This window comes from Paenibacillus xylanexedens, assembly GCF_007676705.1.
In the GTDB taxonomy this organism is placed as follows: domain Bacteria; phylum Bacillota; class Bacilli; order Paenibacillales; family Paenibacillaceae; genus Paenibacillus; species Paenibacillus xylanexedens_C.
On the sequence record NZ_VEBF01000276.1, the window covers coordinates 1 to 278 of the forward strand.

Here is a 278-nt window from a genome sequence, read left to right on the forward strand (position 1 = left end):
GTGTGGGTGGAGAAAGGAGGATGATTGGTGGGGTGGGGTGGGAGGGTTTTGGCGAACGTGTAGTGGAGAGTGTGAGGGAGAGTGGTGGAGATGGGTGGGAGGTTGGGATATTGGAAGAGAGGGTTAGAGGGACGGCGTGCATTTGGGTTTGTAGGGGAGACAAGGGGATTATTGTTATTGTTGGCGTGAATGGAGAAGTTGTGGGTGGGATGGTGGAAGAGGCGGATAGGGTAAAAAGGGTGACTGGAGGGGGAGGGGTGGTGGTGGAGGTGGAGATG

At 55.8% G+C, this 278-nt stretch carries 1 pseudogene; it reads left to right on the top strand.

What is annotated here, in order from left to right:
• Positions 1-20: 20 nt before the first annotated feature.
• A pseudogene (locus FS628_RS30540) lies at positions 21-278 on the top strand (ribokinase); the annotation flags it as partial.